Annotated in this window: 17 protein-coding genes and 2 pseudogenes; 18 read left to right on the forward strand and 1 reads right to left on the reverse strand. The window is 49.2% G+C overall.

Going from position 1 to position 16261, the window contains the following annotated elements; genetic code table 11:
* Positions 1 to 242 precede the first annotated feature (242 nt).
* The 11 genes and pseudogenes from QMF38_RS08985 (at position 243) to QMF38_RS09030 (ending at position 7967) form a co-directional block, all read left to right on the forward strand.
* On the forward strand, positions 243 to 626 hold the full coding sequence (locus tag QMF38_RS08985) for a hypothetical protein (RefSeq protein ID WP_281759218.1): 384 nt from the start codon (positions 243 to 245) through the stop codon (positions 624 to 626).
* 1109 nt (positions 627 to 1735) lie between these two features.
* Positions 1736 to 1900: pseudogene (locus QMF38_RS08990) on the forward strand (IS256 family transposase); the annotation flags it as partial.
* 174 nt (positions 1901 to 2074) lie between these two features.
* Positions 2075 to 2659, forward strand: coding sequence for a hypothetical protein (locus tag QMF38_RS08995; protein ID WP_281759220.1), 585 nt, complete (start codon positions 2075 to 2077; stop codon positions 2657 to 2659).
* 141 nt (positions 2660 to 2800) lie between these two features.
* Positions 2801 to 2995 carry an IS3 family transposase gene (locus QMF38_RS14845; protein ID WP_390854364.1) on the forward strand — a complete coding sequence of 65 codons (195 nt, stop codon included), beginning with the start codon at positions 2801 to 2803 and terminating at the stop codon, positions 2993 to 2995.
* A 126-nt stretch (positions 2996 to 3121) separates the two neighbouring features.
* Entirely contained in the window at positions 3122 to 3574 is a 453-nt protein-coding gene (locus QMF38_RS09000; protein ID WP_281759270.1) for a GNAT family N-acetyltransferase, read from the forward strand.
* Between the two features lie 77 nt (positions 3575 to 3651).
* Entirely contained in the window at positions 3652 to 4158 is a 507-nt protein-coding gene (locus QMF38_RS09005) for a GNAT family N-acetyltransferase (protein WP_281759221.1), read from the forward strand.
* Positions 4159 to 4801: 643 nt separating this feature from the next.
* Positions 4802 to 5322, forward strand: a pseudogene (locus tag QMF38_RS14850) (Uma2 family endonuclease).
* Between the two features lie 556 nt (positions 5323 to 5878).
* A complete protein-coding gene (locus QMF38_RS09015) occupies positions 5879 to 6250 on the forward strand; it encodes a VOC family protein (RefSeq protein WP_281759222.1) in 372 nt (123 codons plus the stop codon).
* 105 nt (positions 6251 to 6355) lie between these two features.
* Entirely contained in the window at positions 6356 to 6703 is a 348-nt protein-coding gene (locus QMF38_RS09020; protein ID WP_281759223.1) for a hypothetical protein, read from the forward strand.
* A 168-nt stretch (positions 6704 to 6871) separates the two neighbouring features.
* Positions 6872 to 7645, forward strand: a complete 774-nt coding sequence (locus QMF38_RS09025; protein WP_281759224.1) for a LysE family transporter — start codon at positions 6872 to 6874, stop codon at positions 7643 to 7645.
* A gap of 130 nt (positions 7646 to 7775) precedes the next feature.
* A complete protein-coding gene (locus QMF38_RS09030) occupies positions 7776 to 7967 on the forward strand; it encodes a hypothetical protein (protein WP_281759273.1) in 192 nt (63 codons plus the stop codon).
* Between the two features lie 17 nt (positions 7968 to 7984).
* Here QMF38_RS09030 and QMF38_RS09035 read toward each other — a convergent pair whose 3' ends face one another.
* Positions 7985 to 8260, reverse strand: a complete 276-nt coding sequence (locus tag QMF38_RS09035; RefSeq protein WP_281759225.1) for an autorepressor SdpR family transcription factor — start codon at positions 8258 to 8260, stop codon at positions 7985 to 7987.
* Positions 8261 to 8549: 289 nt separating this feature from the next.
* Between QMF38_RS09035 and QMF38_RS09040 the strand changes: the two genes are divergently transcribed.
* From QMF38_RS09040 to QMF38_RS09065, 7 genes are all read left to right on the forward strand, one after another.
* Entirely contained in the window at positions 8550 to 9014 is a 465-nt protein-coding gene (locus QMF38_RS09040) for a CBO0543 family protein (RefSeq protein WP_281759226.1), read from the forward strand.
* Positions 9015 to 9195: 181 nt separating this feature from the next.
* A complete protein-coding gene (locus QMF38_RS09045) occupies positions 9196 to 10689 on the forward strand; it encodes a rhamnulokinase (RefSeq protein WP_281759227.1) in 1494 nt (497 codons plus the stop codon).
* Positions 10690 to 10711: 22 nt separating this feature from the next.
* Positions 10712 to 12757: a bifunctional aldolase/short-chain dehydrogenase gene (locus tag QMF38_RS09050; protein ID WP_281759228.1), complete on the forward strand. Its 2046-nt coding sequence runs from the start codon at positions 10712 to 10714 to the stop codon at positions 12755 to 12757.
* A 20-nt stretch (positions 12758 to 12777) separates the two neighbouring features.
* Positions 12778 to 14007 (forward strand): L-rhamnose isomerase, encoded by a 1230-nt coding sequence (gene rhaI, locus QMF38_RS09055; protein ID WP_281759229.1) that lies wholly within the window; start codon positions 12778 to 12780, stop codon positions 14005 to 14007.
* Positions 14008 to 14076: 69 nt separating this feature from the next.
* Positions 14077 to 14172 carry a sensory rhodopsin transducer gene (locus QMF38_RS14855; protein WP_390854385.1) on the forward strand — a complete coding sequence of 32 codons (96 nt, stop codon included), beginning with the start codon at positions 14077 to 14079 and terminating at the stop codon, positions 14170 to 14172.
* A gap of 77 nt (positions 14173 to 14249) precedes the next feature.
* Positions 14250 to 15014 (forward strand): DeoR/GlpR family DNA-binding transcription regulator, encoded by a 765-nt coding sequence (locus QMF38_RS09060; RefSeq protein ID WP_281759230.1) that lies wholly within the window; start codon positions 14250 to 14252, stop codon positions 15012 to 15014.
* Between the two features lie 354 nt (positions 15015 to 15368).
* Positions 15369 to 16172, forward strand: coding sequence for a hypothetical protein (locus QMF38_RS09065; protein ID WP_281759231.1), 804 nt, complete (start codon positions 15369 to 15371; stop codon positions 16170 to 16172).
* The last annotated feature ends 89 nt before the right edge of the window (positions 16173 to 16261 follow it).

Raw genomic sequence — 16261 nt, forward strand, 5'->3', positions numbered from 1 at the left:
AGCCTCTCTGCCGACTTTTGCCCTTTGACCCATTCCTTGAGTCTATTCTACGTCTCGTCGCCATCTGTTCTTCTTCTATAATTGATTGCCATTCCGAACACCGCCGCTCGTTAGTTTTAGACATTTTCGACGTGTTCGATGTAATTTCCTGTAAAAAACTGTCGAGTCGGACTAAGACCAGTCCAATTCGGAGCAAGCCGCGTGTTATGATTGTCCTATTGGGTTAAAAAGAGGTGATCACCATGAGCAGAATTGTTCAATGCAGAGATTGTGGGGAAATTCTAAACACCGAAGACGTACATGCGGATTTTTCGGCGTGTACCTATTGTGGTTCTACGAACATCGATTATAGACTATCGTTTACCGAAACTCTGTCACTACACGATCAAGTAGAGGGTAAGGTGAAGGTCAAAGGTAGAAAAAAACCCATACGAGAATTTATCAGTGGGGATGAGTTGTTTAAAGTCAAGAAGAAATGGGTTTTCAAGCATAGAATCATCGACCGAGAAAATGATCGTTATTTTGAAAAGGTAGTTGACAAAGAAACTGATGAAGTCATTCACGAATGTGATGAACCCTTATCGGAACATTTCGGTCACGGTTCTGCCAAGGTCAAGAAAGAATAGGAATTCATGTTCGTTGGGGGATAAGTCACCGTGAGACGCATTCCCGACCCGCGCATCAACCCTTATCTGTGTAGTGGAGTGAATTAAACTCCGTTTAGGCGGAAAGGGGATTTAGTTTTCAGTTCCTTGACCCTAACCCCTGTACCCAGTCTTACTATGTAGGTAAATAAAATTCTCTCGCAATCCCAAATAAACCCCTGCTCCAGACATAATAAACACCTGATACAAGCGGGAAAACGGCGTGAGGCAAAACGGAGAAATCCTTATCCCACAAGCCCTTTTCCCGTCTTTTTTACCCGAACTTTATTTTCCCAAGAATAAAGTCGTGACAGGAAAAAAAGGGGTTAAAAGACGGAATGAGGGAACTGCGTGCGAGACTTTATATTCACTGTTCACAATTGAGTACGGTGGAATGCGGGATTGAGGCGGGGAAAATGTCAGAGGTTTTTTTGATGGGAACAGGTGTTGTGACCACATAATAAACCTCTGCTTCAAACAATAAACCCCTGCTACAGACAGAATAAACACCTGATACAAGCCGGATTGAAGGGTGGAGGAAAGAGGGCAATCCCTTATTCCTCAACCCTTTTCCTTGTTTTATGTCAGCCCTTTATTTTCCCAAGAAGAAAGTCCTGCCACTCTGAAAGCGGGTGAAAAGGCGTGAAGAGGGAAGCTCTTGCAGGACACTATATTCACAAGTCACAATTGAAGACGGTGGAATGCGGGATAGACGCGGGGGAATGTCAGAGGTTTATTTGATGGGAACATAGTTAGAAATGTAAAAGAGGTAAATGTGCAAATTTCAAAATCAGAATTGGGAAAATGAGAAAGACCGGATAGGAGAGCTTGAAAAAGCCCTGTGGACGTGTGGTTTGGTTCCAGTTGAGTCCAGTATGCTGTGTAAAAAGGGATGGCGCATGTGCGGTATAAAAGATGAGCCATCTCCGTCCTCTCTGGTAGGATGCGGGATTGATTGAAACCGCTCACCAAGAGGGAACGAATATGACTCAATATCAGTTGAACGTGGACGACGAAGTTTTGAAGTTTTAATGGGACTATTTTTGCAAGATGGTGGTGTGGCGAAGCTCGTCGAGCTTGATCCGCATCGTCCAGAACCGCAATCAGCGATTCGTCTGATCGGCGCTTTACTCATGGAGATGCACGAAGCATGGACAACGGGGCTCAGATATCTCGATATGGAGGCGTATTGGGCAAGGCGAGGACGCAAGCATCCTCCGCGCGTAAACCACAAAGGTCACACGCTACCGGGATAACCGGAGGAACTGTGGTGCGGTGGCCACCACAGTTGAAGTCTTTGTTCCTTGGTTGCTTATCATCAACCGGTGAAGCGCCTTTTGATGGAGCGACGGGACACGGTCGATTTGTCGAGGAAAAGCCGTAAAAGCGGCACGTCGGAATTTAGCACATTCGAGAAAGGGGTGCTTGTGTTGAAACAAAGTAACGAACCTTCGTGGAGTGTGGTCACCGAGGGAACTGAAGACCTTAACTTTGCCATTTACGTTGCTTGTACATATGATTTGCTTCCGAAATCATGGCCCTTTAGCGAGTCGAAGCGATGGACTTCGACCAACCCATCAGTTGACTTAACACGGACAGAGAAGTCTGTACTGTCAACTCAGTGGCTAGAATGGTGGAATCAATTGGTTCGTGTTCGCTCCCTGGACGAACACAACGCTGACCTCTATCGACCAACCTATTTTGAATCCATGGATCAAGAACTTGGGCATGCATGTCGGGATACTTGGCAGGCTTTTCGCGAGTGGTGGCATATGCCGGCCGGTGGAAACATAGCGATGATTCACTGGGAATCCGCTGAAAACGTAGGGCAATATGTCAAGGAGTTCGAACAGCGGATGAACCGAAAGGCTAGACCTTTCCGGTTGAGGGTCGACCTCGTATACACAGGGCTAGACGATTTGATTGAAGTCACCGACGAATATGTAATCATGCCGATACGCTCTCCCCGTGAGAATCAATTTTGGTGGACGCAGAAAATCAATGCCATTGGCTAGCGCTCAATCTTGAGTACCGTTCTTGAATTGTCGACTCCATTACAAGTACGTCTCTCATGACTACCAGGAAAAGCTGCAAGAGTACGGGACGGTTGGTAGCATGAGCCGCAAGGGTAATTGCTTTGACAATGGGTGTATCGAGTGTTTCACAGCGTCATCAAGCGAGAGCTCGTTCATCTGGAAAAGTTCAAAATGAGGGAACAAGCGATACGGCAGATCTTCGAATACATCGAGGTCTGGTACAACCGGGAGCGGGTACATTCCTCCATCGGTTATCTAACGCTGGTTGAATCCGAGAGAAGATATTACCAGTCCGTCAGAGACGCAACGGGCTGAGCAACAATCGTCGTCATGTCGGAATATTAAAACTTACAACTTCTCTGTTCTAGGGTGTCCGCTCTATAGTGAATAAACAAACAAGAATGTCGAAGGCAAGGAGAGCGTGATTTTTTGGTGGAAGGCATACAAATTAGACGATTACGGGAAGATGAACAATTCCCAATGTCATTGCTTTTGCTTGCCGATCCTTCCAAAGAAGTGGTTGAAAGTTACATTCACCGTGGGCAGTGTTTCGTGGCCGAATCTGACGGTGAAATTATTGGGGTGTATGTGCTGATTGATACGCGTCCGCAAACCGTTGAGATTGTGAATGTTTCTGTCGTGGAAAAGAAACATGATAATGGGATAGGGAAGCAACTGGTTCGTCATGCAATTGAGACTGCAAGGTCTATGAGATATAAAACGATTGAACTGGGAACAGGAAACTCCAGTGTTGGACAATTGGCTTTGTATCAAAAATGCGGTTTTCGAATCGTTGGCGTAGACAGGGATTTTTTCACTATCCACTATGATGAGCCGATTTATGAGAACGGAATACAGTGCCGCGACATGATTCGACTTGCTTTAAATTTATAATTGCAGTAGCAATTCCTTCTGTTGCTAACAGAGGCGTAAATGCAAAAATATTCAGTGACTCTAGGAGGATGACCAGCATGGAGCTACGAATCAGACCTGTTCGCCTTAGCGATGCTGAAGCCATTTATAAAATTTGTATGCAGGATCAGGTTATGCCGCACATAATTTCGCTGCCTAGTGACCGCCTCGAGCAACTCGAAGAGCGATATCGGACTCTACCGAAGAATGTCCACGAATTTGTTGCCGAATTAAATGGAAATGTTGTGGGACATGCGGGGGTGGTTCAGCTATCCGCACGAAGGTCTCATGTAGGCACATTTTATATAGCCGTTGATTCGAATTATCACAGCAAAGGAATTGGAACCGCATTGATAACGAAGATTATCGATTTAGCTGATAACTGGCTAATGTTAGAACGAGTGGAACTTGGCGTTCTGGTAACGAATTCGAGGGCTCAAGCTCTATATGAACGACATGGGTTTGTTGTTGAAGGAAAAAAGACGGGTGCAATCAAAAGTGCAGGAAGATTTGTGGATGAGGTGGTTATGAGTAGATTACGTCCGCATGGGTTACTAAGTCGCTAGGTCAATAGCGATCGCGAAAATGAATATCCACTGTCGCAGAAACAGCATAAAGCCGTTAAATGGCAGAATAGACGTGCACTGTTGATGCGCCTTCGGCTACTCAAGCAGCAGGCCGTGTTAGGCGCAGAACTGGGCAGCGGATAGCAGGCTGTTGTCGCAGAAGGCGGTGATGCGCTCACCCCAAAGCACACGGCGTTCTTGGTCAGACATGTGCTGCCGCATGCAAGAACCCTTCCGTGGCTTGACGAGGATATGTTCAAGCAGCGGGAGACGAACGCCATGTGGGGTCTAAATTGGGGCTTTCCCCAGACTGAACGTCAAGGTTTGGCTTGGCGGTTACAGGTTGCATTCCAACGTCAAGGAGGTGGGCCGGGCTAGGGTCGGTTTGTATGCGAATGGCATACGAAAATGAACCCCATACATCCTTCAAGTCGCTGATGGATGTATGGGTGGGAAAATGTCGTCGATACGTTGTTGCGTACTTTGAGACCATAAGCCACCCCAACGTCAGGACCCTGACGTCAGTCCGTCAGATAGCGCCAATTGAAGTGTGATAAAATGGTAATATTATATCCGGTGAAAACGGGTGGGAGGTATGAGTTTACTACAGAGAGGATGTATCTCTATCGAGGCGTTCTAACAAATGAGGGAAACGTCTGATGAGTTACTCGAATACATTGACGGTGTTGTTTACATGTTACCGCCTTCATTAACGAAACACCAACGCATTTCAATGCGCCTGAGTTCGGCTCTTATCGCATTTCTCCAAGGCAAGCATTGCGAGGTATTTTCCGAACCATTTGATGTCGAGCTACATCAAGACGAAATCACTAGGAACAAGGTTGTTATCCCAGATATCATTGTGATTCGCGATAAGACTGGTCTAACGGATCAAAAATAAGTTGGCGTACCAACTGTTATCATCGAGATACTGAGTTTATTCAATCACACGCATCAATCGCGCGACCTCGTAAGTAAGCTCAATCTCTACATGCAATATGGGGTGAAGGCATACTGGATCGTCAATCCAATGAGTATCGGTGTTCTATCTACAAGTTAAATGACAAGGGACAATATGAACTGGATAGTTTGCAGGCGACGGGTAGTGCAAGGTCAAGTGTTCTCGATGGGTTTTCCGTTGAGCTAACCGACTTGTTCACGTAATTCACCATAGCCCAGGGAGTGTCATTGCTACAAATCTCGTTTGTGCAAATTCGGAAGAGCAACCACGGTCGATGTAATATCGCATGACCGCGCCTTTCCTCTATATCGCTATTGCATCGGTTGCAACGTCTCTGTCTCTGCTGCCGCCTAACAAGTTCTGGAATGGTATACTTCGTTGTATAGAGTGAGATGGAGGGCGACAAGTATGCTGTTTCATGTGACTGCAAGGCACGATGTGAATCACTGCGGTATATACAACCAAGACATTCGACTGGCACTACAGGAGTTTATGCCATCCCTCCAAAACCGCTGTGAGGAATTAGGAGTGAAAGTTCACTTCGCGGTGGCGGGACATCCTGATCACGTTTTCTATTTGTTGGTTGAGGCAGATGACCTAACGCCGGTCTGCACCCTGTTGTGTGAAATACCGATGAAGCAGGAGTTTGACATAAAGCCAGTAAGGGCGTTGAGATTCGACCAGGCATAAACGATACGACTGGGCAACTGAGCCGACCAATTTCAACATGAAAGGACTCAACATGAAAGGACGATGAACATGATTCGAGTGAGTTTTGTCAGTATCCCTGTCTCGAACCAGGATGTTGCCTTGCAATTTTACACGGAAAAACTGGGCTTTGAGGTTGTGACCGATCAACCATTCGGAAACGGTACCCGTTGGATTCAGCTTCGACCACCTGGAGCGCAAACAGACGTCGTACTGTTCACACCTCCTGGACAAGAAGAGCGCATCGGAGGTTATCAAAATATCGCTTTTACATGTGAAGACGTGGTTGGTACCTGTAAGTTGCTGAAAGAACGTGGCGTTAACTTTGTGAAGGATGCAGAGAGAGCCAATTGGGGCGGAATCGAGGCCATTTTTAAAGACCCTGACGGCAATACGTTTGTACTAGCGAATCCGAATGAGTAAGACCAAGAGATCCATTGTCGTTTTGAGTTTGTGCGTTTTACTATGCAACTCTGGTGTTAAATACACCGTGGCAATAGAAGGTGTTCGAAGGATGGGTCACTATAGATGGTAAAAGTAGTAAAATTGATCATTGGGTTGATGGGTGCTGTAATTCTTACGGTGGTTTTGTGGTGGGCACACTTCATCTTCTGGCTACCACATTTCCACGAAGATGCGCAGGGAAATTTGGTATCAGGGACAACCAAATTGATTTTAGTTTCAAAGCTTCTTCCTGGGGATAAATCAGGAATAGTAGTGCCAAGACGTATACCGTTTTGGCACTCAATCGGTATTGTTGATGGAGACATGGACGGGCGGCTTTGGACGTTTACTGAGCATGGACGCCAATATGTGTTGTATGAGCCGAACACCGAGATGCCCTGGCAATGGGTCTATAAATACACAACTACTTGATCTAAGTATCTAAACTTTTTGATGGGTTAGTACGTCCAAACAGTGAATGTAGTCTTCTGAAATGTCATATTTGTCTGTGCATTGCAGTGGTAAAAGAGTAGGGTGAGCTAGGGGGATGGAAGGGTCACAAGTCACGATTGTTATCACAAGGTTGGATCTGCGTGTAGAATGAAGCAAGTCGAAGAGACCGATTTTGAATACGCAAGTGTTGCCTGCTCATTGGTATCCACAACTAAGAAAGGGGTTTTGTGGTTGGTTACATTACTCATCGCAGCATGTATGCTTGGTTTTGTGTACAGTGCGGCTCCTGGAGCGGTAAATACCGAAGCCTTACGCAGGGGATTGCAACGGGGATTTGTGCCAGCATTTCTCGTCCAGCTTGGGGCCCTTTTGGGTGACTTGATTTGGGCAATCATCGGTCTGACAGGTGTTGCACTCGTGTTTCATTTTGTATCTGTACAAATCATTTTAGGTATCACCGGTGTAGCCTTTTTGCTGCGTATGGCGTGGTTATCATTTCTGGATGCCCGCAAACCCATTGACTTGCAGGCGAACGTAGGTCGGGAACAACGAGACTTCATCACAGGGATCATCTTTTCATTAGCTAATCCTTTTGGTATCGCCTTTTGGGGAGGTATAGGCGGTGGATTTGCCTCTCGTTTGCAGGGCATGTCAGTGATGGATAAATTATTAATTCTATTCTTTGGTTTTGCTGTCGGGGCCTTTGTATGGTGTATTGGTATCTCGGCAGTGGTTGCATGGTCAAGAAAATTCATTGGTGAAAGAGTTTTGCGGGCCGTTTTCACGCTATCAAGTTTGGCGATGGCATATTTCGCTCTGGAAATGCTGTGGACACTTATTCATGGAACCATCGAACCATTGTTCGTGCAACGGCTGAGGCTTAAAAGGCTCGTGAATTCAGGGTTAACGCGATCGCTATAAATCTCGTGGGGCGTTTCCTGAGATTTGCATGGGGCGCCCTCGTTTTGGAGTTACACGGGTTTTGCTTAGTGGGAGAAGCGGAGTGTGATAGCGAACCGCGTATATTGTGATGAGGATGGAGAGTTTCATTGTGAAGACTGGTGTGAAAATGGTGGGTTCATCTATCGTTCGCGACGGTTTGACCATAGAAACCAACAAGGCAGATTTGGTTTGTTTCCTTAATCGCCGATGCCACCAAGCCGACAGCATCGCCACCAAGATGATCTTGACTGTGGCGAGCGCCTTAGGCGTTGCAAAACGCACGAAACGGAACCTGAATTAGTCAGAAGGCGCTCGCTTCTATATGCCATGATTGTCACTGCCAAAGTGTTCAAGGAGCCAAGCCAACCACTCTTGCATAATAGTTGTGTTGAGCCTGTAAATGATGTACGTCCCTTCACGCTGATCGACCACTAAGTTCGCGTTTCGTAGTACGTTCAGATGGCGACTAATGGTCGGCTGAGCGTGTGGAAAGTGGCTTGCGATTTCTCCGGCTGTTTTCGGGCCCTCTTTCAACAGTTCAATAATTTTTCTGCGGGTGCCGTCAGACATTGCCTTAAAGACGCTTTCATGCATTGGCGTCCATCACTTTCACTGACCTTTCCTGCCATCCGCCAACGGTTTTGTCGAGTTCATCATATAGCCATATGGCTAATAATACAATGGCATTTCTCCACTGCTTTCATTTGTGATCCGATATCGATTTGTACACGAACCATCACGTGCAAACTGTATACCAATAACCCGCGGTGCGCGGCTCCTTGATAAGATATCTCGTTGCATCAGAATGGGATATAAAGGGGATCCTGATTATGAACGGAAAACGCCCGTTTGAAGAATTCACATGGGGCAAGGATGATAGTCGATGGCCTTTCTTACGATTTCCCTTATCGTGTTCTACATCGTTGCTATCTTCATGCCCAAACACATCTCCAAGCTTCAGATTTGGTCGGCCTCACTGTTTTCCTTGGTGACAGAGTGCCTGTCAGATATGATCTTGGATGGGAAATTGGATCTGTTTGGTTACTTCGCCAAGGGATATCAATGGGCGGGGTTCCTTCCAATCTTGCTGTATCCCCCGGTTAACACGATTTTCTTGAACTACTATCCGTACCAAGCGAGTAAATGGGCGAGGCTGCTCTACATGATTGGCTGGACTGCGTTTTGTTTACTTTACGAAGTCGCGGCACTAAAATCGAAGTTCTTTTATTATCATCACTGGAAACTGTGGTATTCCGGATTATGCTATCCCGTTCTATTGTTTATGGTCCTCTGGAATTTCAAGTTCACAGATTGGCTTCAGCGACGAGATCGTCCGAATTCCCACTGATACACGCATTTCCATCCCGGCAAGATTTCAATGTCAACGGACACTCCTTATAGTTGTATATCCCCATAACCATCATAATTCAAACAGAAACAAAAATAAATAAACACAAACCGTGATCGTTGATGTATAATTGCGTCGTGATAGCACTTTCAAGACCGTGGAGACGCGAGGAGGTGAGCTTATGCTGAACTTGGTTGCCGTTGATCTTGGCGCCTCCAGTGGACGGGTGATGGTGGGGCAGTATGATGGTCGTGCTTTGACGCTTACCGAGCACGGGCGTTTTTCTACGCTTCCTATATCCAATGGGAGACGGTTGCAAACGAATATTCAGGACATCTATAAGAACATGCTCAGTGGATTCATGCACCCCGCCACACAAGTTGGTGGCATAGCAGCCGTTGGCATAGACAGCTGGGCTGTGGATTTCGGTCTTATTGATCGATCCGGTAGCCTTATCGACCAGCCTCGACATTACCGCGACGAACATCACGCCAAAGCGATGCAAGTCGTCGTGGAGCGAATTGGCACCCATCGCTTGTTTCAGGAGACTGGCATTCAAATTCTCCCGTTTAACACGCTCTTTCAACTGTACGGCCTGCACATGGAAGATCCAAATTTGTTCGATCGCGCCGCAAACCTTTTATTGCTACCCGATTTGCTCAACTACATGTTAACGGGCGAGATCCGTGCAGAATGGACGAATGCCACGACGACACAGATGATTCGGGCCCAATCGCAATCGTGGATGAGCGATTTGTTGCAGGAACTAGGGCTACCATCGGCCCTCCTACCCACCATTGCAGAACCGGGCACTGTGCTGTCGCACTTGGCACCGGCGCAGCGCAATGTGCATGAAAGCCTGCGCAACACAAAGGTTGTGCACGTCGCTTCACACGACACGGCTTCTGCGGTCGCTGCCGTTCCGGAACACGAGGATCCCTGCCTCTATATTAGTTCGGGTACGTGGTCATTGGTGGGGACGGTGGTCCAACGGCCCGTGACAACGGAACTGGCGGAGCGTTACAACTTTTCGAACGAAGGGGGCATCGGCAACTATCGCTTCCTAAAAAACGTTATGGGTCTCTGGATCATTCAGGAGATCCAACGTGAGTTACTTGCTCGGAGCCGCAGTGTGGACATTCAAACGATGCTGTATGCGGCACAACAGGCCAGACCCTTTCCGTTCGTGTTGGATCCTGACGATCCACTTCTGTTACATCCCGAATCCATGATGCAGACCATTCGTGAGATTTGTGTGCGCACAGGTCAGCGGCCGCCGACAGAACTCGGCGATCTCGTGCGTGGTGTACTTGAGTCGCTAGCCTTCAAGTACCGCACGGTGTTGTTGGAGCTCCAAGAGGTGACAGGGTGGACCTTTTCTCGGGTACACATTGTCGGAGGCGGATCGCAAAACGCGTTGCTTTCGCAGTTTACCGCGAACGCGACGGGGTGTCCCGTGATCACGGGCCCTGCGGAGGCGAGTACGCTTGGCAATTTGATGCTACAGCTTGTTGCACTTGGCGAATGTAGCTCCGTCTCCGAAGCCAGAGAAGTCGCCTTGCGTTCGGTTGCACCATCGCTGTATGTCCCGCAACATGCCGAGGCATGGCAGGAGAAGTATTCGATGTTCCAACAAGTTGTCCGTCGCCAGGCGGCTTCCAGACAGGTCATCTAACCAATACAAAGGAGGACGAAACATGCTCGCGACACAAGATTCTACCGTTTTGCAGGAACTGGTTGATCGATCTCGCCGTTTAGCGTCAGACCGCAGCGTATGCAATTGGGGAGGCGGCAACACATCTGCGAAAACGACGATGCGGGATCACCTAGGACGCGAAGTGCAGGTCATGTGGGTCAAAGGCAGCGGTTCCGATCTCGCCGAAGCTACGGAGAAAAACTTTACGGCGTTGCGCCTTGACGAGATCCTGCCGCTTATGGAGCGCGACGCGATGAGCGATGAGGAAATGGTCGACTATTTGGCACATTGCATGATGGATAGTAAACATCCGCGTTCGTCAATTGAGACGCTGTTGCACGCGTTCCTCCCGTTTTCGCACGTCGACCATACGCATCCGGATAGCATCATTGCCATTTGTTGCAGTGACAATGGTCGTGTGATTGCGCAGGAACTCTTCGGCGACCGTGCCGTCTGGGTTCCCTATATGCGCCCGGGGTTTGCACTGTCGAAACGGATTGGCGAGGCCGTACGGAACCATCCCAACTGCGAATTGGTCTTGATGGAGAAACACGGTCTTTTGACATGGGGCAATACTTCTGACGAGTGTTATCAGAACACGCTGCGGATTATCCAAGAGGCGGCGGCGTATATCGAACAGCATGTCGATCGCGCTCGCGTCTTCGGCGGTGTGCGAATTGAGGCCTTGCCGGAAGCGGAGAGACGGGGCGTTGCCGCAGAAGTTCTACCTTTTATACGCGGTATTGTCACAGAGTTGCAAGGCGCGGTGCTCACGTTCGACGACAGTCCCGAATTTCTGGCATTCGCGGGCAGTCACGACGCGCCAACGCTGTCACAGATCGGTGCCGCGTGTCCGGATCACCTTGTTCATACGAAACGCAAGCCGCTCTTTGTCGATTGGAATCCCAATGTGGACGGTACGGATGGCCTTAAGGAAAAGTTGCGGGCAGGACTGATTTCCTATCGCGATGAGTATTGCGCCTATTATGAACGCCATGTCGATTTTGACGTACCCATGCACGATCCATTTCCGCGGGTCATCCTTGTACCTGGGCTGGGCGTGATCGGAACCGGTAAGAACAAGAAAATGGCAAACGTGGCGGTGGATTTATATCGTCGTGCCATCGCGGTCATGCGCGGTGCGACCACGCTAGGCAACTTTGTGTCCCTCGATGAAAAAGAATCGTTCGATGTTGAATATTGGCCGTTGGAGCTGTACAAGTTGACCCTTGCGCCTCCGGAGAAAGAGCTTGCACGCAAGGTCGCCTACATCACCGGTGGCGCTGGTGGCATCGGCAGCGCATCTGCACGGCGCATGGCAGCTGAGGGTGCGCACATCGTTGTGGCCGATCTCGCTGCCGACGCGGCGGATCGCTTGGCTCGGGAACTAAATGCGCAATTTGGCGAAGGTACTGCCGTTGGTGTACCGCTTGATGTCACGGATGAAGCGGCGGTTCTTCGCTCGTTCAGAGAAGCGGTGTTGGCTTACGGCGGGATCGACGTCTTCGTTTCGAACGCCGGTCTGGCTAGCTCGTCGCCTATTGTGGAAACGACAATAGAGGATTGGAACCGCAATGTCAGCGTGCTTGGAACAGGCTACTTCCTGACGTCGCGCGAGGCATTTCGCTGTATGGTCGAACAGGGGCGCGGTGGATCCATTGTGTTTGTGACATCCAAAAACGCTATCTATGCAGGCAAGGATGCGGCGGCGTACAGCGCGGCGAAGGCGATGGAAAATCATTTGGCGCGTTGCCTCGCGGTAGAGGGCGGCGTGCACGGCATTCGCGTGAACACGGTGTTGCCGGACGCAGTGCTGCAAGGATCGAATATTTGGAACTCAGCTTGGCGCGAAGAACGGGCTCGCGCGTACGGCATCGCTCCGGAAGAATTGGAAGAGCATTACCGTCAACGCACCATTCTCCACGTGAACATCACGACCGATGATATTGCAGAAGGGATTTTGTTCTTTGCTTCCAACCGATCCGCCAAGACCACTGGCTGTATGTTGACCATCGACGGCGGTGTGGCTGCGGCATTCCCGCGTTGATGCGGCAAGGGGGAGTTTGAATGAAGGCATGGAGTGACCAGGCTTATACACTCTTTGAGATGCAACAGCGCGATCGAGGAATTGACGTGGACGCCGCCGTACGGCGGTTGTCCGCTCTCGCCGTGGAGACGCCGTCGTGGGGGTACGGTGACTCTGGGACGCGCTTCAAGGTGTTTAAGAAAGTGGGCGTCCCGCGCAATCCGTATGAAAAGATCGACGATGCGGCCGTCGTTCACCATCTGACTGGCGCATGTCCGTCGGTTGCCATTCACATCCCTTGGGACAAAGTCGAAGATTACAAAGCCTTGCGCAATCATGTGGAGGAGCGCGGCCTGCGCATTGGCGCCGTCAATCCGAACCTCTTCCAAGATGACGAATATATGCTCGGCAGTGCGACGAATGCAGATGCTGCCGTTCGCAAAAAGTCTGTCGCTCACATGTTGGAATGTCTTGATGTTATGCGCGAGGTCGGCTCCAACGTATTAAGTTTGTGGTTTGCCGATGGCACGAATTATCCGGGACAAGGACATCTTCGTCGACGCAAACGTTGGTTACAAGAGGCCCTTGCGGAAGTGTATGCCCGGCTTGACCCAGGGATGCGCATGCTTATCGAATACAAGTTTTTTGAACCCGGTTTTTATCATACCGATCTCGCAGATTGGGGTATGGCTTTCCAAGCTGCAAACAAGTTGGGTGAACAGGCACAAGTTTTGGTTGACACAGGACACCACGCACCGGGTACCAATGTTGAGCACATTGTCGCCTATTTGTTGGATGAAGGAAAGTTGGGCGGGTTTCATTTTAACAGTCGTAAGTATGCGGACGACGACTTGATTGTCGGTGCGATGAATCCATATGAGCTGTTCCTGATTTTCTATCAGATTCTCGACGCAACGCGTGATGCGGATTCGACGGTGTCGCGAACGGCTCATGAAATCGCGTACATGATCGACCAGAGCCACGTGATCGAGCCGAAGATTCCTGCGATGATTCGTTCTCTGTGCAACATTCAAACACAGTATGCGAAGGCTCTGCTGATCCAACACGAGGAATTGCAAGAAATGCAAGCGAAGAACGACGTTCTAGGCGCTGAAAACACGCTGCGCACTGCGTTCGAGTTTGATGTCGCACCGCTTCTTTACAGGATGCGTGAGGAACGAGGTTTGCCCATAGATCCGATGCGTGCGTATCTCGAGAGCGGTTATGCCGAGAAGATCCGCGAGCGCGGAGTCGGGGGAAGCGGGTGGTAATCCACCCGCGGCAACGGGCCATTTTGCTTGGAATGAGAACACGTATAGGGAAAACGCTTACGGGAGTGAATCCGTTCTTCAAAACCTATCATTGTTCAGCACTCGCGCATGGATACGTCACAGGCTCCTTTAGCCTTGTTTACGACAATGGGGTTTCCAGGCTAATATGATGTGGATATCTGTTGATTTGCGTTTGCAAGGAGAGAACCAATCTCTCCTTGCTCACAAGAGGAAGTGAGAATATGTTGCCTGCGGAACGTCACCGTGCAATTTTGCAGCATCTTCATGCACGCGGGAGTATTCGTGTCAAAGAGTTGAGTCAATTATTTGATGTCACGGAAGAAACGGTTCGACGGGACCTGCACATGCTCGAAGAGGAAGGTAAACTTCGGCGAAGTCATGGCGGTGCAGTGCGTGTCGATGAGGATATGACAAACGAGATTTCATACCTGATTCGCGAATCTGAACACGTACCTGAAAAAGAAGTGATTGCAAAGACGGCTTTGCAGTTTATCGGTATCGGTGATCGGATTATCCTTGATGCGAGCACGACGGCCCTGCATCTCGCAAATGTATTGCCAGATATGCCTTTGACAGTCCTAACCAATTCGCTTAAGGTGGCTCTCGAGTTGTCAGGGAAGGAAAAAATCGAGGTAATCTCCACTGGTGGCATTTTGCGATCCAGCTCGTTGTCTTACGTCGGCCCCATGGCGGAAGATTCGTTGTCGAAGTTTCACGTCAACAAAGCCTTCCTCTCATGTAAAGGTATTCATACGCTGCACGGCTTCACCGAGTCAAACGCGTTGCAAGCGTTAGTCAAACGTAAAATGATTGACATTGCCGACACCGTCATCGTGCTGGCGGATCACAGTAAAATTCAGGTTCAGGACTTCACGCATGTCGCAGATGCACGGGAAGTTGACATGTTGATCACGGACAGTGAAACGAACGAGGCAGATCTCACGGCCTTCGAACAGCTTGGCTTACGGGTCTTGCGCGCTGATTGAACGCATACTTGATACCTGCAAAAAGACCGTAAAATACTTGGTATCCCCGTGCATCTCGCACGGGTGAAGACTACGTATCGCAAATGCCCTATCGTGTAACCGTGCAACAAAACGCGGCCTTCGGTGATACCGCGTTTTGTTGCCAAATGAAACTGCGGTATCCAGTAACCCGCGCCGCGTTTTCGTCCCTCTGCATTGTGTTGCGCCCTTCATTCCTCGCGGTTAATCCGAATCCACTACAAATCGAGTTTGAACAAATTTACATATAACAAATGCGTCACGCGATATGGCCTAGCTTCGTCTTTCATGTTGAACATCGAGAATCGACAACTTGCTTGGAGAGGATGGACTGGGTTGAAGTACAAGTTAGGTTTAATGGGACTTATCACCGTAACGACAGTTTCCCTGCAGGCGTTGGAACCCGAGGTTGCCAACGCTTCTACACAAGTCGAATATGCTGCTACAAACGTTCAAGTATCGGGTAAGGAATCTATTTCGGTACAGCACATCGTTGCAAATGACCCGTGGACAGGCAAAACAACGAGCTGGTACCCGATTTACTATCTGCAAAAAGATCTACAGTTGGACGGCGTGCAAACGACATGGAACGGCAACACCCTGGATGTAACTTCGATACCTTCCGGGTGGCATGTCAATGTAAGCGGGGCGCCGCAACCTGGAACGCCCCCTGAAGGCCAGATGCAGTTTGCCATTGGAAGCGATCAGGATGGCTTCTTACGTGCTCCGAAACTCGTTGCAAACGACCCGGAAACGGGCAAACCAACCACATACGTGCCTATCTATTATCTTGACCTATTTTTACAACAGCGCTTGCTGATGGGGGTTTCTTGGGGTGGAGCAACATGGGTGATTGCGGCGCCGCAGGATGTGAACCGCATTGAATTGATTGCGGCACCCACCACGGTGAATGTTGGGGAAACGGTAACCTTCTCTGGCAAGTTGGTTCTGGTAGGAGGGGTCGGCGCTCCGCATGCCGAACTGAGCGTGCTTGGACTCCCCAATCAAAATCAGAAAACCATCTTCACTAATTCGGAAGGGTTGTTCTCCTTTACGACAACCTTTGCGAAGTCAGGGGTCTATACCATTGCGGTGGGAGACGGATTGGCCAGTTGGCAAGTTCATGTCACGGTGAAGTAAACCTTGGGAGCTTGCCGTCGACGCTACACGCAAGGGACTGTATCTCGTGACATCATCATGTCGTCGTACAGAGGCGGCTGGCGACTGCC

Origin of the sequence: Alicyclobacillus hesperidum subsp. aegles (assembly GCF_027923525.1) — a bacterium.
Classification (GTDB): Bacteria; Bacillota; Bacilli; order Alicyclobacillales; family Alicyclobacillaceae; genus Alicyclobacillus; species Alicyclobacillus aegles.